General features: G+C 70.7%; 21 protein-coding genes. 2 read left to right on the forward strand and 19 right to left on the reverse strand.

The window, feature by feature from the left end:
* Positions 1–54 precede the first annotated feature (54 nt).
* Both F4556_RS00605 and F4556_RS00610 read right to left on the reverse strand, forming a co-directional pair.
* Complete coding sequence (locus F4556_RS00605; protein ID WP_184910643.1) at positions 55–1308, reverse strand: PA0049 C-terminal domain-containing protein; 1254 nt, start codon at positions 1306–1308, stop codon at positions 55–57.
* Positions 1309–1378: 70 nt separating this feature from the next.
* Positions 1379–1669, reverse strand: coding sequence for a hypothetical protein (locus F4556_RS00610; RefSeq protein WP_184910645.1), 291 nt, complete (start codon positions 1667–1669; stop codon positions 1379–1381).
* A gap of 225 nt (positions 1670–1894) precedes the next feature.
* Here F4556_RS00610 and F4556_RS00615 point away from each other — a divergent pair, with 225 nt between their 5' ends.
* Positions 1895–2611 carry a flavodoxin family protein gene (locus F4556_RS00615; protein WP_184910647.1) on the forward strand — a complete coding sequence of 239 codons (717 nt, stop codon included), beginning with the start codon at positions 1895–1897 and terminating at the stop codon, positions 2609–2611.
* On the opposite strand, the gene F4556_RS00620 is transcribed toward F4556_RS00615, so the two are convergent.
* The 7 genes from F4556_RS00620 to F4556_RS00650 form a co-directional block, all read right to left on the reverse strand.
* Positions 2608–3342, reverse strand: coding sequence for a Mut7-C RNAse domain-containing protein (locus F4556_RS00620; RefSeq protein ID WP_184910649.1), 735 nt, complete (start codon positions 3340–3342; stop codon positions 2608–2610). The genes F4556_RS00615 and F4556_RS00620 overlap by 4 nt on opposite strands.
* A gap of 37 nt (positions 3343–3379) precedes the next feature.
* Positions 3380–3790: an HIT family protein gene (locus tag F4556_RS00625; RefSeq protein WP_184910651.1), complete on the reverse strand. Its 411-nt coding sequence runs from the start codon at positions 3788–3790 to the stop codon at positions 3380–3382.
* On the reverse strand, positions 3774–5021 hold the full coding sequence (locus F4556_RS00630) for an MFS transporter (RefSeq protein WP_184910653.1): 1248 nt from the start codon (positions 5019–5021) through the stop codon (positions 3774–3776). Before F4556_RS00630 ends, F4556_RS00625 begins: the two co-directional genes overlap by 17 nt.
* Positions 5018–6913, reverse strand: a complete 1896-nt coding sequence (locus F4556_RS00635) for a B12-binding domain-containing radical SAM protein (RefSeq protein WP_184910655.1) — start codon at positions 6911–6913, stop codon at positions 5018–5020. Before F4556_RS00635 ends, F4556_RS00630 begins: the two co-directional genes overlap by 4 nt.
* Positions 6910–7932 carry a radical SAM protein gene (locus F4556_RS00640; RefSeq protein ID WP_184910657.1) on the reverse strand — a complete coding sequence of 341 codons (1023 nt, stop codon included), beginning with the start codon at positions 7930–7932 and terminating at the stop codon, positions 6910–6912. The genes F4556_RS00635 and F4556_RS00640 overlap by 4 nt, the downstream gene beginning before the upstream one ends.
* Before the next feature lie 44 nt (positions 7933–7976).
* Positions 7977–8171, reverse strand: a complete 195-nt coding sequence (locus F4556_RS00645) for a hypothetical protein (RefSeq protein WP_184910659.1) — start codon at positions 8169–8171, stop codon at positions 7977–7979.
* Between the two features lie 107 nt (positions 8172–8278).
* Positions 8279–8929, reverse strand: a complete 651-nt coding sequence (locus tag F4556_RS00650) for a DUF4386 domain-containing protein (RefSeq protein ID WP_184910661.1) — start codon at positions 8927–8929, stop codon at positions 8279–8281.
* Positions 8930–9044: 115 nt separating this feature from the next.
* Between F4556_RS00650 and F4556_RS00655 the strand changes: the two genes are divergently transcribed.
* Positions 9045–9731: a TetR/AcrR family transcriptional regulator C-terminal domain-containing protein gene (locus tag F4556_RS00655; RefSeq protein ID WP_184910663.1), complete on the forward strand. Its 687-nt coding sequence runs from the start codon at positions 9045–9047 to the stop codon at positions 9729–9731.
* Positions 9732–9931: 200 nt separating this feature from the next.
* Here the strand turns inward: F4556_RS00655 and F4556_RS00660 are convergent, their stop codons facing one another.
* From F4556_RS00660 to F4556_RS00705, 10 genes are all read right to left on the reverse strand, one after another.
* The gene (locus F4556_RS00660) at positions 9932–11278 is read right to left on the reverse strand and encodes a glycoside hydrolase family 43 protein (RefSeq protein WP_376775637.1); all 1347 of its coding nucleotides are present in this window, start codon (positions 11276–11278) and stop codon (positions 9932–9934) included.
* A 27-nt stretch (positions 11279–11305) separates the two neighbouring features.
* A complete protein-coding gene (locus tag F4556_RS00665) occupies positions 11306–12745 on the reverse strand; it encodes a family 43 glycosylhydrolase (protein WP_184910665.1) in 1440 nt (479 codons plus the stop codon).
* An 11-nt stretch (positions 12746–12756) separates the two neighbouring features.
* Entirely contained in the window at positions 12757–14229 is a 1473-nt protein-coding gene (locus tag F4556_RS00670) for a family 43 glycosylhydrolase (RefSeq protein WP_221503498.1), read from the reverse strand.
* Between the two features lie 22 nt (positions 14230–14251).
* On the reverse strand, positions 14252–15739 hold the full coding sequence (locus F4556_RS00675) for a family 43 glycosylhydrolase (RefSeq protein ID WP_184910667.1): 1488 nt from the start codon (positions 15737–15739) through the stop codon (positions 14252–14254).
* Positions 15740–15934: 195 nt separating this feature from the next.
* Entirely contained in the window at positions 15935–17005 is a 1071-nt protein-coding gene (locus F4556_RS00680; protein ID WP_184910669.1) for an aldose epimerase family protein, read from the reverse strand.
* A 77-nt stretch (positions 17006–17082) separates the two neighbouring features.
* Positions 17083–18582, reverse strand: coding sequence for an L-arabinose isomerase (gene araA / locus F4556_RS00685; RefSeq protein WP_184910671.1), 1500 nt, complete (start codon positions 18580–18582; stop codon positions 17083–17085).
* Entirely contained in the window at positions 18579–19259 is a 681-nt protein-coding gene (locus F4556_RS00690; protein WP_184910673.1) for an L-ribulose-5-phosphate 4-epimerase, read from the reverse strand. Before F4556_RS00690 ends, araA begins: the two co-directional genes overlap by 4 nt.
* Complete coding sequence (locus F4556_RS00695) at positions 19256–20944, reverse strand: ribulokinase (RefSeq protein ID WP_313068087.1); 1689 nt, start codon at positions 20942–20944, stop codon at positions 19256–19258. Before F4556_RS00695 ends, F4556_RS00690 begins: the two co-directional genes overlap by 4 nt.
* A gap of 165 nt (positions 20945–21109) precedes the next feature.
* Positions 21110–22096 carry a galactofuranose ABC transporter, permease protein YjfF gene (gene yjfF / locus F4556_RS00700; RefSeq protein ID WP_184910677.1) on the reverse strand — a complete coding sequence of 329 codons (987 nt, stop codon included), beginning with the start codon at positions 22094–22096 and terminating at the stop codon, positions 21110–21112.
* The gene (locus F4556_RS00705) at positions 22093–23133 is read right to left on the reverse strand and encodes an ABC transporter permease (RefSeq protein WP_184924121.1); all 1041 of its coding nucleotides are present in this window, start codon (positions 23131–23133) and stop codon (positions 22093–22095) included. Before F4556_RS00705 ends, yjfF begins: the two co-directional genes overlap by 4 nt.
* Positions 23134–23137: the final 4 nt, after the last annotated feature.

Genomic DNA, 23137 nt, shown 5'->3' on the forward strand with positions numbered 1-23137 from the left:
CACTTGCCAGGTAATTCCGCCCGCAGCGACCCCCGTCGCTGCGGGCGGCTTCGTCTACTGCCAGCCCGCCCTGAGCAGGGTGAGGATCTCAGCCGTGATCGCCACCTCGTTCTGCTCGAACACCGGCCCGCTCAACTGGCCCCGGTCGGACGGCAGACCGGTCAGGACCGGGGTGTGCAGATGCCCGCCGGGCAGTTCCGGGCGCAGCTCCAGCCGCAGCCGATTGCTCCGGTACGCCACCTCGTTGGACAGGTAGCCCCCTCCCCCGCCGGCCACCGCCCGGGAGCCCGGGGTCGGACCGTCGGCCCGGTCGACCGGGGCGCTCTCACCCGCCGGGATCTCGGTCACCTCGGTGTTCACCAGCACCGGGTACGGACTCTGCGCCGCCGCCTCCCAGGCCGCCCCGGGCAGGGTGGTCGGGATGAACTCCGCTCCCGGGCCCATCCCCGGTGCCACCACCGGGTGTTGGTACGTTCCGCCGGACAGCGCCCCCGTGTTGTCCGGGTACGGATCGGCGGACCTGGCCCGCCCGGCCCAGGCCTCCACCGTGAACAGGCCCGGGTAGCCCTGGCTGATGGTGGTGATCCGGTCGGCCGCCCGCGGGCCAGCCGTCAGCCTCGGGGCGAACGCCCGCTCCACGATGCCGTGGTCGAAGTCGGCGTAGCGGACCGGCAGGACCACCGCGCGGATCTCGGCGGCGCTGCCGTCGTCCAGCACCACCCGACGCCCGTTCAGGCTGAGCGCCGCCGAGCCGGACGGGTTGGCGGTCCGCAGGTCGCCGTCCAGGCCGAACGGGTCGAACCCGCTGACGAAGATCCGCTTCACTCCCGGGGCGGCCCCGAAGTCGTTCCCCTTCAGCCCGCGCGAGGCATCCTCGAACCGGGCCCGCAGGGCGTCCCGGTCGACCGGGAACTGCGGTTGCCAGCCCGCTAGTTGGTCGACCACTGCGAGCCGGGTCCAGTACAGCGGTCGGTCGTCGGCCGGTGCCAGGTCGCCACCGGGGCGCCGGCCCTGGGTCCGGTTCACCGCCGCCTGCCAGAGCGCCGTCCCCCAGGCGTCCGTCAACTCCTCGGCCTCCAGCACCGATCGGGTGCTGCACAGCGCCGCCGGGAACCGTGCGGTGAAGCTGCCGAGCCCGCCCCGGGTCACCAGTTCAGCGCTGCGCGGATCGGCCAACCGCCGCTCCTCCACGCCTCGTTCGGCCGCCCCGACCACGCAGGACGTCTCGACGGCCTGGGCGGGGGTGACGGAGACGGCGGGGAGCAGCGCGCTCGCCGCGAGCACGACGGCAGCAAGGGAGGGTTTCATGGCATGTGACATTACACAGCGCCGCCCCGTCGCAGGGCCGGAACCCGAAGACTGCCCGCTTACAGCCGGGTCACCGGGGCCAGTGGACCGGCGAGGCTTCCTGGTCGTTGCCCCGGACCCACACCGTGGACATCCCGAGGACGGTCCGGATCACCGCGAACCCGCCCTCCCAGCCACCCGGCAGCCGGATCCTGCCGGTGCGGACGGCCCCGCTCGTGAGACCCGCGTCCAGCGTGTGGACCACCCCGGTCCAGCCCGGCAGACCGATCGCGGGGACATCGCCGAGCAGCTCGGCCTCCACTTCGATCTCCCTGCCGTCGACCAGCAGCGCCGCGGCCCCTCGGTACGCAGGTGAGCTCATGCCTCGACTCTGCGCCGCCCCGGCAGCCCGGGCAACCGGTGATCGGCCGACCGGTCGGTTGCCCCGCGAGAGCCGCCTGAGCAGCCGTCAGCGGGCCCGCCCGTTCAGGCTGACGGCCCAGCCCGCTGTGCGGTGCCGCCGACACCCTGGTGGGGTGGGGGCGAGACCAACGCAGCGGAGGGCCCCGGTGCCCGTCGGCCTGCCGTGCCCGAGGGAGACCCGCCGATGTCGGAACCTGCCACGTCCTACCGCGACCTGCGCGCCCTGGTGATCAACTGCACGCTCAAGCGCTCCCCCGAGCGGAGCCACACCCAGGGGCTGATCGACGTCAGCACCGGCATCCTGGAGCGCCAGGGCGTCCAGGTCGACGTGATCAGAGCGGTGGACATCGACATCGCGACCGGCATCTGGCCCGACATGACCGAGCACGGCTGGGAGACCGACCAGTGGCCGGTCCTCTACTCCCAGGTGATGGCCGCCGACATCCTCACCCTGGCCGGTCCGGTGTGGCTGGGCGACAACTCCTCCGTCATGAAGCAGGTCATCGAGCGGCTGTACTCCTGCTCGTCGATCCTCAACTCCCAGGGCCAGTACGCCTACTACGGCCGGGTCGGCGGCTGCCTGATCACCGGTAACGAGGACGGCGCCAAGCACTGCGCGATGAACGTCCTGTACAGCCTCCAGCACCTCGGGTACACCGTCCCGCCGCAGGCCGACGCGGGCTGGGTCGGCCCGGCCGGCCCCGGCCCGTCCTACCTCGATCCCGGCTCGGGCGGCCCCGAGAACGACTTCACCAACCGCAACACCACCTTCATGACGTGGAATCAGCTCCACCTGGCCCGCCTGCTCAAGGACGCCGGCGGCATCCCGGCCCACGGCAACCAGCGCTCCGGCTGGGACGCCGGCTGCCGCTTCGACTTCGAGAACCCCGAGCACCGTTAGGGCCGGCCCAGTTCGCCGAACTCCGCCACCGCCGCCGCCACGATCGCGTCCAGCTGGGAGTGGTGCGCGCCGCGCCAGTACACCCGCTCGCAGTCGGTGCACTGGGCGAACACGTCGTACGAACGCTCGGTCCCGTCCCTGAGCTGCTCCCTGACCTCCGCCTTGGCGGCGTCACGGAGCGTGCCGTTGCAGGCCGTGCACCTGGTCCACGGCGCCAGCGGCGGGGCGAACCGGGAGAGCACGTCCCGCAGTTGGTCGGCCGGGCGGTGGCTGTACACGTAGGCGCCCGCCCAGAGCTCCCGGCGGTGCAGCAGCCCCCGGTCGCGGGAGAGCAGCACCCGCTGCTCGGCGGCCGAGCGCGCCGCCAGGGCCGGGTCGCCGATGTCCACGCTCTCGTAGGCGGCGTCGATGCCGAGCAGCCGGAGGCGGCGCGCGAGCGTCCCGAGGTGCACGTCGAGCAGGAAGCGGGCCGGTCCGGCGAGCTGCTGCGGCCTGGGCATACCCAGTACCGAGATCCGTTCCCCGGGCACCGGCACGTGGGCGGCGGACACCGGCCCGTCGGCCGTCCGCAGGGCGCCGACCTCGGTGAGCGGCACGCCGAGCGACTCCACCAGGTGGCCGAGCGTCGACGTGCCGTCGGTCCGCACCGCCGACCAGCCCGCCCGTCGGCTCGTACCGACGAAGACGTGCAGCTCGGCGGCGAATTCGATCCAGATCTCCGGCTTCTCCACACCAGCAGCATGCCAGCCACCGCCGCGCCGTCTGCCGTCAGGGGCCCGCCGCCGCGGCGAACGCGGCCACGATGAGCCGGGCGTCCGCTTCGAGTTGGGCCCGGGTGACGAAGGCGCCGAGCGGGTTGTGGCGCGGGCCGTGCGGGCCGGGGATCACGGTCAGGACGGGGTGCGGGTGGTCGGGCTCGGCCAGGTCCCAGCGGGTGACGGCGTGTACGGCCTCCCGGGCGAAGCCGGCCGCCGCCAGGGCCGCGACGCAGCGCGGCAGCAGCCGGGTGGCCTCGGCGAGGGAGTCGGGGGACGGGCCGGGGATCACCACCAACTGCCCGGGCGCGGACGGCGCCACGTCCATCACCACGACCGCCTCGGGCGCGGACCACACCACCGTCGCGGAGCTCGGATCCCGGCGGATGGCGCAGAAGACGCAGCTGTCAGCCGGTGACGTCATCACCGCTCCGGGCGAGCGCGGAGAGCGGCCGGGACCGGGCGGTCAGCAGGGCCAGCGCGGTGCACAGCAGACCGGCGAAGATGGTGCCGCAGGCGATCCGGTAGTCGGAGACCGAGACCAGCCAGGCGCCGAGCGCGATGCCGATGCCCTGCGGGACCCCGATCACGAACTGCATCGCCCCGTGCACCCGGCCCAACTGCTCCCGGGGCGCCCGGGTCTGAACGGTGGTCACCATCGCGACGATGCACATCGGCAGCCCGGCGCCCGCCGTCAGCATGGCCAGCACCACGAGCGCCGGCACGCCGGTGGCCTGGAGCAGCGCGGACGCGGCGAAGCACAGGATGCCGCCGAACATCAGCCGCCCGAGTCCGGCCCGCTTTCCGTACCGGGCCAGCAGCACCCCGGCGACGATGGTCGCCACGCCCTGCAGGGTGATGAATAGCGCCAGGTCGGTGGCCGGGCGGCCGAGCCCCTGGGTCACCATCTGCAGGCCCACCGACTCGAAGAAGTTGAGGAAGAACAGCGAGCCTGCTGCGGCGTACACGATGGTGCGCAGCAGGGCGTCGGAGCGGATCGCCGAGTGGCCGAGCCGGACGTCCTCGGCCAGTCCGCGCACCGAGAAGGTCTCGGGCTCGGCGGCGGTGCGGGCCAGTGGGAGGAGGGTCACCAGCGCGGCGGCCGCCAGGTACAGCAGGGAGACCGTACCGACGGTGAGCCCGATCCCGGCGGTGGCGTACATCCCGACCCCGGCCAGCGGCATCACCACCCGCAGGCCCCGGTTGAGCGTCTGGTGCACGGAGTTGGCCTGGACGAGCCGTTCCTCGTCGAAGAGCTGGGTGATGCCGACCGACTGCGCGGAGTCGGCCATCGACCCGGCCGCGCCGTAGAGGAAGCCGACCACGTACAGCACCGGCAGCACCGGGCGGCCGTCGCCGATGAACAGGGTGCTGAGCACGGCGGCCGTCCCGAGCAGCGGCAGGATCAGCGCCCGCCGGGGCGGGAGCCGGTCGACCAGTGCGCCGGTGAGCGGGGAGGTCAGGGTACCGAGCGTGACGAACAGCATGGTCAGCCCGGCCAGGCCGGCCGACCCGGTGTCCTGCTGGACCCAGACCGCCAGGGCCAGCATGAGCAGGTAGCGGGCGGCGGCGGAGAGCAGGTCGGCGCCGAAGAAGCACAGGGCGGCCCGGCTCCGGAACAGCGGCTTCCGGAGCACCGGCGGGGACGTCGTCACGAGCCCGCCCGGTCGAGGATCCGCAGGCTGTCCGCGCGCAGCCAGGGCAGGTCGAGGCGCTGGGTCCGGCCGCCCTGGTGGGCGGCGAGGTCGATCCGGGCGAACACCGGGATGGCGAGCACCTTGTGGTCGCTCTCGAACAGCAGACTCCGCTCGCCCAACGCGTCGGCGGCGTAGCGCAGTTGCTCCGGGCTGAAGGCGCCCTCGGCGTCCTGGGCCAGCCGCCGCAGGCTCTTCGCCTCGACCGCCACCGCGTTCAGCAGGTACACCTCGGCCGGGTCGGACACCTCGACGTGCCGGTTGGACTTGCCGACGACGTACTCGACGTCGATGAAGCCCCTCCCCCGGTACGCGGTCGTCCGGAAGCCGGCGTCACGCAGCTTCCACCACTCGTCCACCGTGGCGACCACCGCGGAGTGGTCCAACTTGGGCCGGTCGCCCTTGACTTCGAAGGCGTACCCGGCGTGGAAGGAGAGCAGCGGGCCGACCGCCTGTCGGACCTCCTCGGGGTAGCAGGAGGTCTCCGGCAGCGGGGAGAGCGACTCGATGCCGTACGCCGCCAGGTCGTTGAAGATCGGGCTGCCGAGGCTCACCACGAACTCGCTGATCACCGGCGGCGCCAGCGAGAACAGGCGGCGCATGTTCCGGACGGCCAGGTCGATGTTCTCCTGGGTGTCGAACGGGGCGCCGACGATGATGTTGTAGACCAGCGAGAGGTCGAGCTGCGCGCACCAGCGCATCAACTCGACGTAGTGGATGAGCTGCACGCCCTTGAGGAACCGCTTGAGGTTCTCGGGGGTGAAGGACTCGATGCCGATCTGCAGGGTGGACAGCCCGGCCCGCTTCATCGCGATCAGCGTGGGCAGGTCGACCATCCCGGAGACCTCGGCGTCGATCCGCAGGTCGAGGCCACGGGCGGTCAGCTCCTCGAACACGTCCCGCCGGGAGGACATGTCCGGGTCGGTGAAGGCGATGTCGACGCTGCGGGCGTCGGCCACCAGGCGCTCGACCTGGTCGACCACGGTGGCGGCGGAGCGGGTCCGGTACGGGCCCCGGCTGGAGATGCTCTCGATGCAGAAGGTGCACTTGCCCCAGCTGCAGGCCCGGGCGGACTCGACGCAGACCTTCGGCTGCGGGATCTGGGACCTCTCGGCGGCGAGATGGATGTTCAGGTAGTCGTCGAGGTCGGGCCCCGGCGAGGCGTCCATCGCCACCAGCTCGGCGGGCTTCGGGCTGCTGTGCACGACCCCGGCCGCGTCCCGCCAGGACAGGCCGCCGATCTGCTCGAAGTCGGTGTCGGCGGTCCCCCGGACCGCTTCGGCCAGCCGGTACAGGGCCTTCTCGCCCTCACCGTTCACGATGAAGTCGATCTCGGGGTAGAGCTCCAGCAGGCTCTCGGAGAACTGCTCGAACAGCGAGAGTCCGCCGAGCACCACCTTGATCCCGGGCCGCTCCTCCGTGAGCCGGCGCGCGATGTAGATGCTCGACATCACCTGGACGTGCGTGGTGGTGAACCCGACCAGACCCGCGCCGGTGGCAAGCAGGTCCCGCACCACGTCCTCGCAGTAGGTGTGGAGTCGGTCGAGCAGCGGCTCCAGCGGGGGTGTGTCGAAGCGCCGCTTGATGGCCTCGACGAAGTCGCTCCGCCGGTCCGGGTAGTAGAGCGCGCCGAACAGGTGCTCGCCGTAGCCGTACTCGTGGACGTGGTGGCGTTCCTCGCCGCCCACGTAGTCGAGCAGGTCCTTGTGGTAGTGCCGGCTGGTGGCGCTGACGCCCTGCTTCACCAGGTAGGACTTGAGGGTGGCGATCTGCAGTGAGGTGAACTGCTCGATGTTCCACGGCATCGAGACCAGGGCCACGTCGAACTGTTGCGGGGCTGCGGGCTGGTTCACGACGCCGCCGCCGACAGCGTCTGACGGTGGAACTCGGCGTTCAACTCTCTGCTCTCCCATTTGCGGTCGACGTACTGCTGGCAGCCGTCACAGTGGCGGGCGCGGAACCCGGGGTCCTCCAGTACGGACAGCTGGATCTCCCGCTGCAGGCCGGTGGCGGCCTGCGGGTCGCGCAGGTCGGCCCGGAACGGCAGGTAGAAGCACGGCAGGTAGTGCCCCTGCGGGTCGATCACCATGCTGGTGAACGGGACGTCGCAGGTCAGCCCGACCGCGGGCTGTTCGCCCCGGAGGTTGCGGACGAAGCGGCCGTAGTCGAGGACGTTCGGGATCTGCTCCCTGGTGTACTTGCCCGCGATCGCCGCCAACTGGCGGGTGACCACGGCGATCTGACCATCCGTCAGCACTCCGGCCCGTTCGGTCCGGAGCGGGACGACACCGTCCCGGCCGAACCCGTCGTCGGTCAGCGAGGGCACCCGCAGGAACACGCAGTGCGCCCCCTCGGCGAAACTCCGCTCGGCCACCGCTTCGAGCTGGTCGAAGTTCTCCTGCTGGATGACGAAGCTGACCGCGATGGTCGCCGCTGTCTCCGCCCGGAGCCTGCGCACCCAGCCGAAGGCCCCGTCGAACAGGTCGACGCCCCTGGTCCTGCGGTAGGTGGCGCGGTCCGCGCCGTCCATCGAGACCATGTAGGTGGAGATCAGCGGGCGGATCCCCTCGTACACCGCGTCGAGCCCGCTGGTGCTGGTGATCAGCGTCAGGGTCCGCGACACCTCGGCGAGGGCGGTGAGCATGGCCGGCAGGTCCGGGTGCAAGGTGGGCTCCCCGCCCGTGACGCAGATGTTCTCGAGCGGGGAGAGCCCGCGGAGAGTCGGTAACACCAGCGCCTGGAACACCTCGGCCGACATCGACTTCGGATTCTCCAACCGCCAGTAGTCACACAGGCGGCAGCGCGAATCGCAGACCTCGTTGACCTGCAACGAGATCCGGTTCACCCGTCTGAGCTCCGGAAGCTTGCTCACCCCTGACTCCCCCCTTGTCCTGCGAACCCGAATCCGATCCCGGTTTACGGCCAGCCGGCCGGCCCCGATCCCCCTGCCGTCACGACCCGGGCCTTGTGGCCCTCGAGGATGCTGTCCAACAGCGCCTCGTCGGCCGCCGACACGTCGGCGCCCGCACTGACGCTCTTGACCAGCTCCGACTCCTCCACCGCGACCGCCAGATCCTCTCCGGCGACACGCGCTGCGCGTCCTCTGCTCAAGTGCTTACCTCCCTCCTGAACTCGCCTGACACACCCCCTCGATGGAATGTGTCATGTGAAATTACACTAATCACAGGGCTCGGCCATGGTCAACGGGTGACGGTGGATCAGTTCTCGCTGAAACCACGGGCGATCAGCCGGACGGCGAGCGTCACCTCCCAGGCGAACACCGGCACCGCCGCGAGCGACCCCACCGGGGAGACCTGCTCGTACACCCCGAACAGCACCGCGACGGCCGAGGCGCAGATCAGCGGACCACCCACCAGTCCCAACACCGCGATGAACCGGGGCACCAGCCGCGAGCGGTACATCAGGGCCGCCAGCACCAAAGTGTTCGCCCCCAGCACGAAGTTCGGCCCGAGCAGGAACGTCCAGTCGTGGACGGCCACCAGCGCGCGGGCCACCGTGGCCACGTCGCCACCCGGCGCCTCCCGCCGCAGCGTCACCACCGACAGGACCGCGACGATGCCGACCGCGATCACGGCGGCCTCCAGCAGCCGGCCGCAGACGTAGCCGAGCGCGGCACCCTCGTTCTGCCGCTTGACGACCGGGTACAGCACCACCCCGGTCCCGATCACCGCCAGCACCAGCACGATCTCGCACAGCGCCCCCGCGAACACCCGGGTATCCGCCCCGGCGCCGGCCACGTAGCCGGCTTTCAGCGCCGGACCGTACAGCAGCAGGCCCGCGATCGCGGCGACCTCGGTGATCAGGAACAGCACACCCGCGACCGACGCGGTCCTTCTGGTTGAGCTCATCAGTACTCTCCCCACAGACAGGTGTACGGCGTACACCTGCCGCCGAGATTAGGCGTACGCCGTACACTCGTCAACACGAGTTACCGACCGCCGGCCGACCACGAGGGAACTGACCATGACTCAGCCGCCACCGCCGGCCCGCCGGACGCCGCTGAGCCGCGACCGGGTGCTGCGCGCCGCCGTCGCGCTCGCGGACCGGACCGGGATCGACGCCCTCAGCATGCGCAAGCTCGCGCAGGAGCTGGGCGTGGTGCCGATGGCGCTCTACAAGCACGTCGCCAACAAGGACCAACTCCTGGACGGCATGGTCGACTTCGTCCTCGGAGAGATCGGCCCGCCCGCCCCCGGCCCCGACTGGCAGAGCGCCGTCCGGGCCCGCATCCTCGCCGCCCGCAGCGCCCTGCTCGGCCACACCTGGGCCGCCACGGTGGTCCGGTCCCGCACCGCCCCGACCCCGGCGCTGCTCGCGTACACCGACTCGCTGATCGGCCTGTTCCGCACCGGCGGCTTCTCCGTCGACCTCACCCACCACGCGATGCACGCCCTCGGCAGCCGCCTGCTCGGCTTCACCCAGGAACTCTTCGACGACTCCCCCGGCCCCGCCCCGGCCGACCCCGCCGTCCTGCGGGCGATGGCGGCGAACTACCCGCACATCGCCGAGCTGGCAATGGCCGCGGCCCACGACGAGAAATCCGTCGTGGGCCCCGGTTGTGACGACCAATTCGAGTTCGAGTTCGCCCTGGACCTGCTCCTCGACGGCCTCGAACGCCTCCGCCGCCGCGGCTGGTCCTCCGTCGGCTAGGCCCTCTCTTTCGGGTCACGTCGGATCAGCGGGCGGCGTTGGGGTGCGTGCCTCGGCGGTGCCGAGGAGGGAGCCTGATGCAGCGCATCGGCGACCGACGAGAAGCCGGCGAAGGGCCCCTCCTGCCCGATGCCGGGCAAGGAGGGCGCGTGCCCCGGCGTCGGCCGCCCGGCGTGACCCGAAAGAGAGGGCCTAGCTCATCAGGCCCAGGGGCTGACCACCTGGAACGAGCTGTCGGCGCGGAAGGTGTCGCTGTCCTGGTAGAGGTCGGCCCGCAGCTCGTAGGCGTAGTGGCGCAGGTAGCGCCCGGGGTAGTTGTAGGACTCCAGCGAGACCGAGCCGGCCGCCGAGCCGGGGCGGGCGCAGTAGGTGGCGTCGCCCCGGAACGCGGCGGAGCCGTCGTTGCTGTCGAGCCGGAGCTTGAAGTCCCAGTGCCGCAGGTAGCGGCCGTCGGCGGCGCGCAGCGAGTAGCAGTTGGCATCCGCCAGTCCGGGCACCACCGTGACGGTGGCGTCCTGCTTGACGGTGGCACTGCTGGCGGTGGTCACCGGGTCGAGGTAGCCGAGCCCGCCGCGCGAACTGACGTACCGTCCGGGGTAGTTCACCGACTGAAGCGAGCGGGTGGTGTTGACCGGCAGGGTGGCGCCCCCGGCGACGGTCTCCTTGAGCACGGTGAAGTGCCTGGCGAAGCCGGTGAGTCCCGGCAGTTCGGTCGGCGTGGTCCAGGTGGCCAGGCCGTCGTAGCTGTCGCTGTAGTAGTACTTGTGCGCGCTGTAGCCGTCGTAGTAGATCCGCCAGCCGCCGTTGTCGAGCTGGACCAGCGCCGGGCCCTCGACCCAGTTGCCCCAGCCGGACCAGTTGCCGGTGCCGGTGATCGTGTACGGGCCGCCCAGGCTGCTCGCGGTCGCGTGCTCCAGGTACTTGGTGGTCTCGTTCTTGGTGATCGCGTGGTAGGTCGAGCCGATCTTCACCACGAAGGTGTCGATGTGGTTGCCCGTGATCCCGGCCAGCGCGGTCGGCGAACTCCAGGCGGTCAGCGCCGAGTTGGTCGCGGTCATCCGGTACGGCTGGAAGTCCGCCCCGCTCGCCGAGGTGGACAGCGAGACGATCACGTTGACGCTGCCGTCGGTGTCCACGTGCCACTCGGGCGCCCAGGTGCGCTGGAGGCCGGCCAGCGGGATGGTGTGGTTGCCGAGGAAGGTCCAGTTCACCCGGTCGGTGCTGGAGGCGAAGCCGATGGTGTCGCCGGTCCAGTTGGTGGTGTACGTGATGTAGTACTTGCCGTCGGTGTGCCGGATGATGCTCGGGTCGCGGATCAGGCCCGAAGGCGGCGTGTACGCCGAGGACTTGACCAGCCGGTAGCCGGTCGCGTCCGGGGAGTCGTAGACGTACATGTTCGACTCGCTGGTGTTGGTGAACGCGGTCATGGTGTACCGCGTCGCCGAGCCGGCCGGGGGCGCCGCGGCCGACGCACCGGTGACCGGTACGGCGGCGAAGGCGAGAGCGGCCGCGAGCGCGGCCGCCAGGCGGCGGAGAGTTCCTGACAAGGCGTCTGCTCCTCTGAGGGTAGGGGGTTACTGCTGGTAGAAGGTCGCGTCGGCCTTGGCGACCGTGGTGCTCACGGCCTGCACCTGGAGCAGGTAGTTGTAGTGCCGCAGGTACTGTCCGGGCAGGCTGTACGCCTCGTAGGAGACGGCGGCCGAGTCGGCCAGCCCGGCCCGCTGGTAGAAGCTGGCGCTGTCCTTGAACGCGGTCGAGCCGTCGTTCTTCTCCACCCAGACGTCGCCGTTGCGCGAACGCAGGTAGTAGCCGGGGAAGTTGGCCGACTCCAGCGAGACCGTGCCTGAGCCGGAGAGACCCGGCACCGTGCGGAACTGCGAGTCGGCCAGGTTGGTGACGTCCGCGTCCAGCCGGGCCCGGTACTCCCAGTGGCGGATGAAGCGGTCGGGGTAGTTGTAGGAGGACAGCCGGACCGGCGTCGCCCCGTCCGCCACCGGGATGCCGAAGTTGGGCGTCCCGTCGGCGTTCCAGTACAGCTTCTGCACCCGGGTCCGGCGGTTGGGGTCGTTCAGCGGGTCGCCGGTGATGTCCTTGTAGCCCCGGTCGTGGTAGACCAGGATGTCGCTCTTGCCGTCCTCGGACGTGGTGAACTGGTTGTGCCCGGGGCCGTACTGGGAGGTCGCCGCGTTGCTGGTGAAGACCGGGGTGGCGGTCTTGGTCCAGGAGGCCGGGTTGGTCAGGTCGCTGCTCGCCGAGGCGGTCAGCAGGCCGAGGCAGTAGTTGCTGTCGGTGGCGGCGGCGGAGAAGGTCATGAAGACCTTGCCGCCGTGCTGGATCACCGCGGGGCCTTCGTTGACCTTGTAGCCGACCGTCTCCCAGGCGTACGTCGGCACGGTCAGCCGGGCCGGAGTCCCGCTGATGGTCCAGGGGTTGGCCAGCTTGGCGATGTAGACGTTGGAGTTGGTCGCGATCGCCGGGTCTTTCTGCGCCCAGCTCAGATAGCGGGTGCCGTTCACCACGAAGGTGGTGGCGTCGAGGGCGAAGCTGTCCATCGGGGTGGCGATCTGGCCCTTCTCGGTCCAGCTCCCGGTGACCGGGTTGGCGGCCGAGCTCTCCAGCACGTACATCCGGATCTTCCAGATGTCGGTGGTGCTGCCCGCGGCGAAGTAGACGTACCACTTGCCGTCGATGAAGTGGATTTCCGGCGCCCAGATGTGCGCGCCCATCGCCCCGGTGGCGTGCTTGGTCCAGATCACCGTCTCCGGCGCACTGGCCAGCCCCTGGATGGTGGTGGCCCGGCGCAGGATGATCCGGTCGTACTCCGGGGCGGTGGCAGTGAAGTAGTAGAAGCCGTCGGTGTGCTTGTAGATCTGCCCGTCGGCACGCTGGCTGATCAGGGTGTTGTTGTACGACACGGCGGGCGAGGCCGGAGCGGCCGCCTGCGCGGGGGCCACCGGCAGCATCAGGGCGGCCAGTACGGCAGCGCCGAGCGCCAGCGAGCGGGTCTTCGTCATGGCTGTTCTCCTCAGTTCGCGGTGAGCTGCCACTGCTGGCAGGCGTTGTTCAGCCAGGTCCACTGCCGGACGTCGGCACCGTCGGCGGTACCGCAGTTGGCGACGTCGGCGACCTTCCCGCTGCTCGCGTTCACCAGGCGGACCCAGCCGCCGGAGTCGCTGAGCACCAGCCGGAAGCGCTGGCAGGTGTTGTTCAGCCACGACCACTGCCGCAGATCCGCACCATCGGCGCCGGAACAGTCCGCCAGGTCCAGCACCTTGCCGCTCGCGACGTTCACCAGCCGGCTGGTGTCGTCCGCCTGGTCCTCCACCCGCCACTTCTGAGCGGCCGCGCCATTGCAGGTGAACTGCCGCACGTTCGCCCCGTCAGCTGACGAACCATCCACCAGATCAAGGCACTTGCCGCTGTTCCGGTTCACGAACGAGTAGCTCGTCGGCGTCGCCGCCGTCTCCCCGGACGGACCGGCCAGCGTCACACCCGCACCGACCGGCGCACCGAAGTTCGGCGTCCCGTCCGCGTTCCAGGCGAACTTCTGCGCCCGCGTGGTGCGGTTGTTGTCGCAGCCGCCGGCCGCCGAGGTGTTGGCGTGGTAGACGATCCAGTCCTCCGTCCCGTCGGGCGACTTGAAGAACCCGTTGTGCCCCGGCCCGTACACCCCCGCCGCGTCGTTGCGCTCGAACACCGGCGTCGACTTCTTCGTCCAGGAGGACGCCAACAGCGGGTTGCTGCCGGTCAGTTCGAGCTGGCCGAGCTTGTAGTCGGGCGTGGTGCAGTAGCTCCCGGAGTACACGATGAACGTCTTGCCGTTGTGGTACAGCGGCTCCGGCCCCTCGTTGACGGCCGCGCCGGACTTCTCCCAGGCGTACGTCGGCGTCGAGATGACGCTCAGCGCACCGCTCACCGTGTACGGGTTGCTCATCGGCGCGATCACCAGGTTCTGGGTGCCACCGCTGAACGCGCTGCCGAGCAGGTAGATCGCACTGCCGACCTTGAGCACGCTCGCGTCGATCAGCCAGGTGTCACTGCCGGGCGCGGCCAGGTCGTTCTTGAAGCTGTACGGGCCCATCGGGTCGGCGCCGGCGCTCTCGGCCACGTGCAGGCGCTGCGTCGAGTTGTAGTCGGCGATGCCCTGACCGGCGACGTAGTAGAGGTACCACCTGCCGTTGAAGAAGTGGATCTCGGGAGCCCAGATGTTGCAGCACCGGTTGGGGTTGGTGTCCTTGAAGATCTGCACGCTCGGCGCGGTCGCCAGCCCGGCCAGGGTCGGCGACTTGCGCATGGTGATCTCGGACGACCAGGAGGTGGTCACCAGGTAGTAGTTGCCGTTGTAGTACTCCAGCCAGGGGTCGGCGCCCTTCTGACTCTTCAACGGGTTGGTGTAGGCGCGCCCGGCGGCGGCCGTGGCGGGCTGGGTGGTGACCAGTCCGCCGAGCAGCGCGAGCAGGGTCACCACGAGGGCGACGATGCGGCTCTTGGCTCTCAAGGAGCTCTCCTAGTGGGGGAGTTCAGCTGGGGGTGAGCTGCCACTGCTGGCAGGAGTTGTTCAGCCAGGTCCACTGCCGGACGTCGGCACCGTCGGCGGTACCGCAGTTGGCGACGTCGGCGACCTTGCCGGTCGCGGCGTTCGCCAGCCGCACCCAGCCGCCGGAGTCACTGAGCACCAGGCGGAAGCGCTGGCAGGTGTTGTTCAGCCACGACCACTGCCGCAGATCCGCACCATCGGCGCCGGAACAGTCCGCCAGGTCCAGCACCTTGCCGCTGGCCACGTTCACCAGTCGGCTGGTGTCGTCCGCCTGGTCCTCCACCCGCCACTTCTGAGCAGCCGCACCGTTACAGGTCCACAACCGCACGTTCGCCCCGTCAGCCGACGAACCATCAGCCAGGTCAAGGCACTTACCGCTGCTGCGGTTCACGAAGGTGTAGCTGCCCGGCGTCGCCGAGGTCTCCCCGGACGGGCCGGCCAAGGTCACCCCCGCACCGACCGGCGCGCCGAGGTTCGGCGTGCCGTCCGCGTTCCAGGTGAACTTCTGCGCCCTGGTGGTGCGGGCGTTGCCGCAGCCCGCCGTGGCGGAGCTGTTGGCGTGGTAGACGATCCAGCTCTCGGTGCCGTCCGGCGAGGTGAAGAAGCCGTTGTGCCCCGGCCCGTACACCCCCGCCGCGTCGTTGCGCTCGAACACCGGCGTCGACTTCTTGGTCCAGGACGACGCCAACAGCGGGTCACTGCCCGTCAGTTCGAGCTGGCCGAGCTTGTAGTCCGGGGTCTGGCAGTCGGCGGCGGAGAAGACGAGGAAGGTCCGCCCGTTCCGGTAGAGCGGCTCGGGCCCTTCGTTCACCTTGTTCTTGACGGTCTCCCAGCTCAGGCTCGGGGTGGAGAACACCCGGAACGCGCCGCTCACCGTGTACGGGTTGCTCATCGGCGCGATCACCAGACTCTGCGGGCTGCCGCCGACGAAGCCGCTGCCGACCACGTACAGCGCGCCGCCGACCTTGAGCACGCTCGCGTCGATCAGCCAGCCGCCGGGGGTCAGTTCGGGCCCGGTGAGCATGCCCTTGTAGCTGTACGGGCCCGTCGGGTCGGTGCCCGCGCTCTCCAGCACATGGGTGCGCTGCGAGTCGCAGCAGGCCGCGCCGATCTGGCCGGCCGAGTAGTAGAGGTACCAGCGGCCGTTCAGGAAGTGGATCTCGGGGGCCCAGATGTTGGTGCCCCGACTCGGCGTGGAGTCCCGCCAGACCTCGACGCTCGGGGCGGTCGCCAGCCCGGCCAGCGTCGGCGACTTACGCATCGTCAGGGTGTCGGTGAACGAGGTGGTGATCAGGTGGTAGTTGCCGTTGTAGTACTCCAGCCAAGGGTCCGCCCCCTTCTGGGACTTGACCGGGTTGGTGTACGTCTGCCCGGCGGCGGCGGTGGCCGGGCGCTCGGCGAGGGTGGAGCCCAGCAGGGCGAGCAGCGCGACCAGCAGGGCGAGCCAGGGGTGCGAGCGGGTGCGGATCACGGACGGGTCCCTTCGAGGGTGACGTCACCCCGCAGGCACCAGAGCGGAGCGGCCGGTGAACGGCACGGCGGGGTGCGGCGGTTCGGCACTGGGGCTCGTGGATACCGCCGACACCCCGCCGTTCATTTCGACCGCGTGTCTAGATTGTTAACGCTAACAGAACAGGGGTCAAGATCCCCGACCGACTCGGTTGGGTCACTCCGCCGACAGCCGGTAGACCGTGGTCGACCGGTACCGCTCCCCCGGGCGCAGGACGGTGGAGGGGTAGTCGGGGAAGTGCGGCGAGTCCGGGAAGTGCTGGGTCTCCAGCGCGATGCCCGCGTACCGGCGGTACGGGCTGCCGCCCGGACCGGTGAGCCCGCCGTCGAAGTGGTTGCCGGTGTAGACCTGCAGGCCGGGCTCGGTGGTCAGGCAGTCCAGCCGCCGGCCGCTGCCCGGGTGGCGCAGGGTGGCCGCCTGCCGCAGCCCCTCCCCCGGCCGGAGCACCCAGGTGTGGTCGTACCCGTCCCCCGCCAGCCAGATCTGCGGGTGTGCGGCCGAGACCCGCCCGCCCAGACCGGTCGGCGCGAGCAGGTCGAACGGCGTGCCCGCGACCGGCTCGGGCGGGCCGAACGGGATCAACTCCCGGTCCACCGGCAGGTACTGGTCCGCGGTCACCTGGAGCAGATGGTCCAGCACCATCCCGCTGCCCTCGCCGCCGAGGTTGAAGTAGGCGTGGTTGGTCAGGTTCACCACCGTCGGGGCGTCGGTGTCCGCCTCGTACGAGATCGTCAACTCGCCCGCACTGTCCATCAGGTACGTCACCGTCAGGTCCAGCGCGCCGGGGAAGCCCTGGTCACCGTCCGGGCTGTGCAGCGCCAGCCGGACGCCGACCCGGTCACCGTCCCGCACCTCCGTGCCGCTCCACAGCCGGGTGGCGTAGCCGTCCGGGCCGCCGTGCAGGGTGTGGCCGTTCTTCTGGGTGGCGAGCCGGTGGATCTTTCCGTCGAGCGGCAGTTCGCCGCCCGCGATCCGGTTGCCGTAGCGGCCCACGGTGGCACCGAAGTACGCGGCCTCGCCGAGCAGGTCCTCGGCCGAGGTGCCGCCGAGCACCACGTTGGCCCGCCGCCCGTCCCGGTCCGGGACGTACAGCGACTGGAGGCGGGCACCGAGGCTCAGCACCTCGGCCGTGACACCGCCCGCCGTGCCGAAGACCCAGCGGTCGACGGCTCGGCCGTCCGGCAGCTCGCCTGCCGGGTGGTGCTGGATGGTCAGGTCACCGGTCATCGCGCAGTACTCCGTTCGCTCAAGACGTGTGGGGCGACGCCCGGTTCGGACGCCGCCCCAGGGGGGTATGCGGGGACTCAGAAGCCCTGGGCCAGGCGGTGGTACGCCTGGTTCCAGCGCAGCTCCTTGGTGAGCTGACGGATCGTCGTGTCGGCGTCGATCAGCACCAGCTCGGTCGAGAGCATCTCGGCCAGGTCGTCCAGCTCCTCCGCGCCGAGGGCGCTGCTGAGCACGGTGTGGTGCGGGGCGCCGGCCGCCAGCCAGGCCTCGGCCGAGGTCCGGAAGTCCGGCCGGGGCTGCCAGACCGCGCGGGCCACCGGGAGGCTGGGCAGCGGGGCGGCGGGCTCGACCACGTCGATCTCGTTCGCGACCAGGCGGAACCGGTCACCCATGTCGGCCAGGCCGACCACTACGGCCGGGCCCGGCTCGGCGTCGAAGACCAGTCGGACCGGGTCCTCCCGGCCGCCGATGCCGAGCGGGTGGATCTCGCAGGACGGGGTGGCCGCGGCGATGCTCGGGCAGACCTCCAGCATGTGCGCACCGAGGATCAACTCCCGGCCCGGCTCCAGGTGGTAGGTGTAGTCCTCCATGAAGGAGGTGCCGCCGGGCAGGCCCTGCGCCATCACCTTGAGAGTGCGCAGCAGCACCGAGGTCTTCCAGTCCCCCTCGCCGCCGAAGCCGTACCCGTCGGCCATCAGCCGCTGGACCGCGAGGCCGGGCAGCTGGCGCAGCCCGCCCAGGTCCTCGAAGTTGGTGGTGAAGGCGCGGAAGCCGCCCTCCACCAGGAAGCCGCGCAGGCCGAGTTCGATCCGGGCGGCGTACCGCAGCGAGTCGTGCCGCTCGCCGCCCAGGCGCAGTTCGGGAGCCAGCCGGTAGAGCTCCTCGTACTCCTTGACCAGTTCGGTGATCTCGGCGTCGCCGGTCGAATCGACCGCCTCCACCAGGTCGTTGACGCCGTAGGTGTTGACCGAGACGCCGAACCGGAGCTGCGCCTCGACCTTGTCGCCCTCGGTCACCGCGACGTCGCGCATGTTGTCGCCGAAGCGGGCGAGCTTGAGCGAGGAGAGCTCGGCGCGGCCGGCCGCGGCGCGGGCCCAGGAGGCGATCCGGACGGCCACCGTGGGGTCGCTGACGTGGCCGGCGACGGTCTTGCGGGTGACGCCGATCCGGGACTGGATGTAGCCGAACTCGCGGTCGCCGTGGGCGGCCTGGTTCAGGTTCATGAAGTCCATGTCGATGGTGCCCCAGGGCAGTTCGACGTTGGCCTGGGTGTGCAGGTGCAGCAACGGCTTGCGCAGCGCGTCCAGACCGGCGATCCACATCTTGGCCGGGGAGAAGGTGTGCATCCAGGCGATCAGGCCGATGCAGTCGTCCGCCGCGTTGGCCTCCAGGCAGACCCGGCGGATCGCGCTCGCGTCGGTCAGGACGGGCTTCCAGACCACCTTGACGGGCAGCGAGTCGCCCAGCGTCTCGGCGATCTGCTGGGACTGAGCCGCCACCTGACGGAGCGTCTCCTCGCCGTAGAGGCCCTGGCTGCCGGTGAGGAACCAGACCTCGCGGCCTTCGGTCGACGTCATGAGTTGGTCTCCTTCACGGGCTGCTGGCCGTACACGTTCTGGTAACGGAAGTTGAGGCTGTCGATGTCGCTCTGCGCGATCGGCAGCGGTTCGCCGAGCTGGCGGGAGATGTGCACCGTGCGGGCGACGTCCTCGCACATCACGGCGGCCTTGACGGCGGCCTTGGCGTCCTTGCCGATGGTGAAGACGCCGTGGCTCTTCATCAGCACGGCGGGCGAACGGTGCCCGCGCAGGGTGTCCACGATGCCGCGCCCGATCGAGTCGTCCCCGATCAGCGCGAACGGGCCGATCGGGATCTCGGCGCCGAACTCGTCGGCCATCGCGGTGAGCACGCACGGTACGGCCTCGCCCCGGGCGGCCCAGGCACAGGCGTAGGTGGAGTGGGTGTGCACCACTCCCCCGACCTCGGGCATGTTGCGGTAGACGTAGGCGTGCGCGGCGGTGTCGGAGGACGGGCTGTGCTCGCCCTCGATCACCTTGCCGTCGAGGTCGCACAGGATCATGTTCTCGGGCGTCAGTTCGTCGTACGAGACGCCGCTCGGCTTGATCACCATCAGGTCCTCGCCCGGGACCCGGGCGGAGACGTTGCCGGCCGTCCAGACCACCAGCTGGTAGCGGACCAGCTCCTGGTGCAGGTCGCTGACCTGACGCCGGAGCAGCTCGATCGGGTCGGTCATGATGCCTCGTTCTTCCGGGTCAGGGCGGTGTTGCGGATCCGGCGCAGCCGGTGCAGCTGCTTGTCGGCGCCGGTGCCGAAGTGCCGGTGCAGTTCGGCGTATTCGGCGTACAGCGCGTCGTAGTCGTCGGCCCGCTCGGGGTCCGGCTGGTACGCGCCGCGCTCGACCCGGCCCATCGCGGCGGCGGCGGTCCGGACGTCGGGGTACGCCCCGGCGGCGACGGCCGCGTGGATCGCGGAACCGAGCGCCGGACCCTGCGCGGAGGCGGCCAGCGAGACCGGGCGGCGCAGCACGTCCGCGTAGATCTGCATCAGCAGGGCGTTCTTCTTCAGCCCGCCGGTGACGATGAACTCGGTGACGGGGACGCCGCCCTGTTCCAGTGCCTCGACGATGGTGCGGGTGCCGTAGGCGGTGGATTCCAGCAGGGCGCGGTAGACGTCCTCGGGCCGGGTGGCCAGGGTGAGGCCGACGATCACACCGGAGAGGTGGTGGTCGACCAGGGTGGAGCGGTTGCCGTTCAGCCAGTCCAGCGCGACCAGGCCGTGCCCGCCGACCGGCTGGCCGGCCGCCTTGCGGGTGAGCAGCTGGTGGGCGTCCTCGCCGGTGACGTCGGCCTCGGCCAGGTAGTCGGCGGGCAGGCCCTGGCGCAGCCACCAGGCGAAGATGTCGCCGACCGCGCTCTGCCCGGCCTCGTAGCCGTACGCGCCCTCGACGATGCCGCCCTCGACCACGCCGCAGATGCCGGGGACGTCGGCCAGCGCGGCGCCGTTCACCACGTGGCAGGTGGAGGTGCCCATGATGGCGAGCAGCTGACCGTTCTCGACGGCCTGCGCGGCGGGGGCGGCGACGTGGGCGTCCACGTTGCCCGCGGCCACCGCGATGCCCTCGGGGAGGCCGGTCCAGCCGGCCGCCTCGGCGGTCAGCGAGCCGACCCGGGAGCCGAGCTGGGCGAGCGGGTGCTCCAGGCGGGTGCGGGCGAAGTCGGCGAAGTCGGGGTGCAGGGCGGCGAGGTACTCCTCGGAGGGGTAACTGCCGTCCTGCAGGATGCCCTTGTAGCCGGCCGTGCAGGTGTTGCGGCTCTCGGTGCCGGTGAGTTGCCAGATGATCCAGTCCGCGGCCTCGATCCAGCGCTCGGTGGCGGCGTAGACCGCCGGGTCCTCCTCCAGCAGCTGCAGGGCCTTGGCGAACTGCCACTCGGCGGAGATCTTGCCGCCGTACCGGCCGATCCACTTCTCACCGCGCTGGTGGGCCAGCTCGTTGATCCGGTCGGCCTGCCCCTGGGCCGCGTGGTGCTTCCACAACTTCGGCCAGGCGTGCGGGCGTTCGGCGAGCTCGGTCTCGGCCAGCGGGGTGCCGTCGGCCCGGACGGGGAGCACGGTGCAGGCGGTGAAGTCGGTCGCGATGCCGATCACGGCGGCCGGGTCGACGCCACTCGCGGCCAGCGCGGCGGGGACGGCGGTGCGCAGCACCTCGCGCCAGTCCTCGGGGTGCTGGAGCGCCCAGTCGGGCGGCAACAGCTCATCGGTGACGGGCAGTTGGGTCTCGATCACACCGTGCGGGTACTCGTGGACGCCGGTGCCGAGCTCCTCGCCGTCACTGACCCGGACCACCACGGCACGGCCGGAGAGGGTTCCGAAGTCGACTCCGACGACGTATCGCTCCGAAGTCTCGGGGGTTGGTGGCACGTTCACGTCCTTCTTGAGAGATGACCTGATGCCGGCCGCCGGGCGGGTCCGCGACGGTGCGGGCCCGGCGGCCGGTTCTGCCGTTCCGGGGAACGGGCCGCGCAGCTGGGCGACCGAAGCGGGTGGGCCGGTCCAGCGAGCGGAGATTATGTGTGCGTTAACACGTCAGCTGCGCCGACGGGACGTCAGCAGCCGCTGCAGCAGGATGAAGACGAACAGCAGGGCGCCGATCACGATCCTGGTCCACCACGAGCTGAGCGTGCCCTGGAAGCTGATCACGGTCTGGATCAGGCCGAGCACCAGCACCCCCAGCACGGTGCCCAGCAGGTAGCCGGAGCCGCCGGTGAGCAGCGTGCCGCCGATCACCACGGCGGCGATCGCGTCCAACTCCAGGCCCACCGCGTGCAGTCCGTAGCCGGAGAGCATGTAGAAGGTCATCAGCACGCCGCCGAGTGCCGAGCAGAAGCCGCTCACGCCGTAGACGCCGATCTTCGTCCGGGCCACCGGCAGCCCCATCAGCACCGAGGACTGCTCGCTGCCGCCGAGCGCGTACACGTTCCGGCCGAACCGGGTGTAGTGCAGCGCCACGAACGCCACCACGACCGCGAGCACGGCGATCAGCACGCTCGGCGAGATGAACAACTCGCCCAGCGGGATGCGGGTCTGGGCCATCGAGGTGTACGTCGGGTCGGTGATCGAGATCGAGTCGATGCTGATGGTGTAGCAGAGACCCCGGGCCAGGAACATGCCGGCCAGCGTCACGATGAAGGGCTGGATCTCGAAGGTGTGGATCACCCAGCCCATCGCCAGGCCCGCGCCGGTGCCGATCGCCAGCACCAGCGGGATCACCAACAGCGGGGGCCAGCCGTGCAGTTGGACCAGCCAGGCGGAGATCATGGTGGACAGCGCGACCATCGCTCCGACCGAGAGGTCGATGCCGCCGGTCAGGATCACGAAGGTCATGCCGACCGCGACCACCAGCAGGAAGGCGTTGTCGATCAGCAGGTTCAGCAGGACCTGGCCGGACAGGAAGCCGTCGTAACTCACCGACCCCGCCGCGAACATCACCACCAGCAGGACCGAGGTGACCAGCATCGGGATCTGGCCCCGGCCGCGCCGGGTCAGACCGGACAGGAAGGTGTCGGTGCTCATGCGCCGACCTCCAGCTTCTTGGACGCCACCGGCCGGTTGCCGTGCCGCGCGCCGGACCTGCGGCGGGCGGCCTTGGCCCGGAACACCGGCGACTGGACCAGACAGACGGTGATCACCACGACGGCCTTGAAGACCAGCGTGGTCTCCGGCGGGATGCCGATGGTGTAGACGGTGGTGGACAGGGTCTGGATCACCAGCGCGCCGAGCACCGTGCCGCCGAGCGAGAACCGCCCGCCGTTCAGCGAGGTGCCGCCGACCACCACCGCGAGGATGGCGTCCAGTTCGATCCAGAGTCCGGCGTTGTTGCCGTCCGCCGCCGAGACGTTGGAGCTGATCATCAGTCCGGCCAGCGCCGCGCAGAGCGCGCTCACCACGTAGACCAGGCCGATCAGCCCGGCCGCCCGGATGCCGACCAGCCGGCTGGCCACCGGGTTGCCGCCGACCGACTCGAGCAGCAGCCCGAGCGCGGTGCGCCGGGTGAGCATCGAGGCGAGCAGGACGACGGCGGCCGCCAGCAGGATCGAGAACGGCACCGTGAGCCAGTACCCGCCGCCGATCAGCTTGAAGGGTTCGCTGGTGACGGTGATGATCTGACCGTCCGTGATCAGCTGGGCCACACCGCGCCCGGCGACCATCAGGATCAGGGTGGCGATGATCGGCTGTACCCCGATCCGGGCCACCAGCACGCCGTTGGCCGCGCCGAGCAGCAGCGCCACGCCGAGCGCGATCGCCACCGCCGTCAGCACCGTGCCGAGGCTGCCGGGATCGTCGGACTCGCTGATGTGCAGACAGGCCAGCGCCGCGGCGATGGCCACGGTGGAGCCGACCGAGAGGTCGATCCCGCCGGTGGCGATCACCAGCGTCATGCCCAGCGCGACCAGGATCAGCGGCGAGCCGAAGTGCAGGATGTCGATCAGGCTCCCGTACAGGTGCCCGTCCCTGACCCGGATCGCGAAGAAGTCGGGGGTGAACGCCAGGTTGGCGAGCAGCAGCGCGATCAGCACCACGGCGGGCCAGAACAGGCGGTGTCCGGTCATACGC

Source organism: Kitasatospora gansuensis (genome assembly GCF_014203705.1).
Taxonomy (GTDB): Bacteria; Actinomycetota; Actinomycetes; order Streptomycetales; family Streptomycetaceae; genus Kitasatospora; species Kitasatospora gansuensis.

Bases quoted from the DNA above. Each gene is read 5' to 3' on its own strand.
- araA (WP_184910671.1), bottom strand. From the start codon at position 18,582: ATGACGTCGACCGAAGGCCGCGAGGTCTGGTTCCTCACCGGCAGCCAG.
- F4556_RS00690 (WP_184910673.1), bottom strand. From the start codon at position 19,259: ATGACCGACCCGATCGAGCTGCTCCGGCGTCAGGTCAGCGACCTGCAC.
- F4556_RS00680 (WP_184910669.1), bottom strand. From the start codon at position 17,005: ATGACCGGTGACCTGACCATCCAGCACCACCCGGCAGGCGAGCTGCCG.
- F4556_RS00625 (WP_184910651.1), bottom strand. From the start codon at position 3,790: ATGACGTCACCGGCTGACAGCTGCGTCTTCTGCGCCATCCGCCGGGAT.
- F4556_RS00610 (WP_184910645.1), bottom strand. From the start codon at position 1,669: ATGAGCTCACCTGCGTACCGAGGGGCCGCGGCGCTGCTGGTCGACGGC.
- F4556_RS00605 (WP_184910643.1), bottom strand. From the start codon at position 1,308: ATGAAACCCTCCCTTGCTGCCGTCGTGCTCGCGGCGAGCGCGCTGCTC.
- F4556_RS00615 (WP_184910647.1), top strand. From the start codon at position 1,895: ATGTCGGAACCTGCCACGTCCTACCGCGACCTGCGCGCCCTGGTGATC.
- yjfF (WP_184910677.1), bottom strand. From the start codon at position 22,096: ATGAGCACCGACACCTTCCTGTCCGGTCTGACCCGGCGCGGCCGGGGC.
- F4556_RS00655 (WP_184910663.1), top strand. From the start codon at position 9,045: ATGACTCAGCCGCCACCGCCGGCCCGCCGGACGCCGCTGAGCCGCGAC.
- F4556_RS00705 (WP_184924121.1), bottom strand. From the start codon at position 23,133: ATGACCGGACACCGCCTGTTCTGGCCCGCCGTGGTGCTGATCGCGCTG.
- F4556_RS00665 (WP_184910665.1), bottom strand. From the start codon at position 12,745: ATGACGAAGACCCGCTCGCTGGCGCTCGGCGCTGCCGTACTGGCCGCC.
- F4556_RS00650 (WP_184910661.1), bottom strand. From the start codon at position 8,929: ATGAGCTCAACCAGAAGGACCGCGTCGGTCGCGGGTGTGCTGTTCCTG.